Annotated in this window: 1 pseudogene; it reads left to right on the top strand. The window is 34.9% G+C overall.

Annotated elements, in window-relative coordinates:
• Nucleotides 1–865: 865 nt before the first annotated feature.
• A pseudogene (locus tag HLA95_RS30310) lies at nt 866–1264 on the top strand (ATP synthase subunit b); the annotation flags it as partial.
• Nucleotides 1265–1362: the final 98 nt, after the last annotated feature.

Here is a 1362-nt window from a genome sequence, read left to right as displayed (position 1 = left end):
TTTCCTTGGGTCACTGGCCATCCGCCGGGAGTTTCGGGTTTAATACCGATATTTTAGCAACAAATCCAATAAATCTAAGTGTAGTGCTTGGTGTATTGATCTTTTTTGGAAAGGGAGTGTGTGCGAGTTGTTTATTTCAAGAATAGGCTGGATCCAACCAGCTGCACTTTTTTCGTTATAACGAGGAAAGAGGGGTGCACGATCCCGCGAATTACTTCTGAATAAATTAAGAAATCATATGTAAGAACCATAGCATTTCGTGATTTGTTGGTCAATCCATTTTGATTCTCTATCAACCAATAATGTGGGACCATTAACATGGTTAAGACTAAACCGTTTGAAGTCCAGACGCAGCATGGTACTCTTTCTACCACTATGTTAATACATAGATGGTTTCAAAATGAATAGATAGTTGGAAATTTTTTCGATATATAACACTCATGTCGATAAAATAATTTGAACCATTTATTGGAAAAATGGGCATTTCATCCCCTTTTTTATCCAATGCTGAATAATGCGGAATTGATGACCTATGTATAAAGTACGAAGAATTTTTTGGATTTGAAAAAAAAAAGAAACAACTTTGCTGACAATTACATATTTTTTTTTTTCTTTGGTCAGAAGAGTCCTCCGAATAGTCTGGTCTTGGATTAGTGATCAGATCAGTTTCGATATTTTTATTTTAGAATATGAACAGAGAAGAGAGGATAGGCTCATTACATTCAAAAAAAAAAGATATGGGAATTTCCCATAAGTAATTGAGCGTGAGAGCCAAATGAACCGAAAGATTCATGTTTGGTTCGGGAAGGGATCATGGAAGTTTTGAAATGAATGGAAAGATAATCTACTTTCATTAAGTGATTTATTAGATAATCGAAAGCAGAGGATCTTGAATACTATTCGAAATTCAGAAGAATTACGTGGGGGGGCTATTGAACAGCTGGAAAAAGCCCGGGCCCGCTTACGGAAAGTGGAAATGGAAGCAGATCAGTTTCGAGTGAATGGATATTCTGAGATAGAACGAGAAAAATTGAATTTGATTAATTCAATTTATAAGACTTTGGAACAATTAGAAAATTACAAAAACGAAACCATTCATTTTGAACAACAAAGAGCGATTAATCAAGTCCGACAACGGGTTTTCCAACAAGCTTTACAAGGAGCTCTAGGAACTCTGAATAGTTGTTTGAACAGCGAGTTACATTTACGTACTATCAGTGCTAATATTGGTATGTTTGGGGCGATGAAAGAAATAACTGATTAGTCTTTCTACTGTAGGCATTATTTTTTTTTTTTTTGCTCCCAAAAAATTATTAATAAATACTCATGGTAACCATTTGAGCCGACTAAATTAGTAATATT

Origin of the sequence: Geminicoccus harenae (assembly GCF_019800005.1) — a bacterium.
In the GTDB taxonomy this organism is placed as follows: Bacteria; Pseudomonadota; Alphaproteobacteria; order Geminicoccales; family Geminicoccaceae; genus Geminicoccus; species Geminicoccus harenae.
The sequence above is the reverse complement of the archived record's forward strand: the minus strand, read 5'-3'. Positions and strand labels throughout refer to the sequence as shown.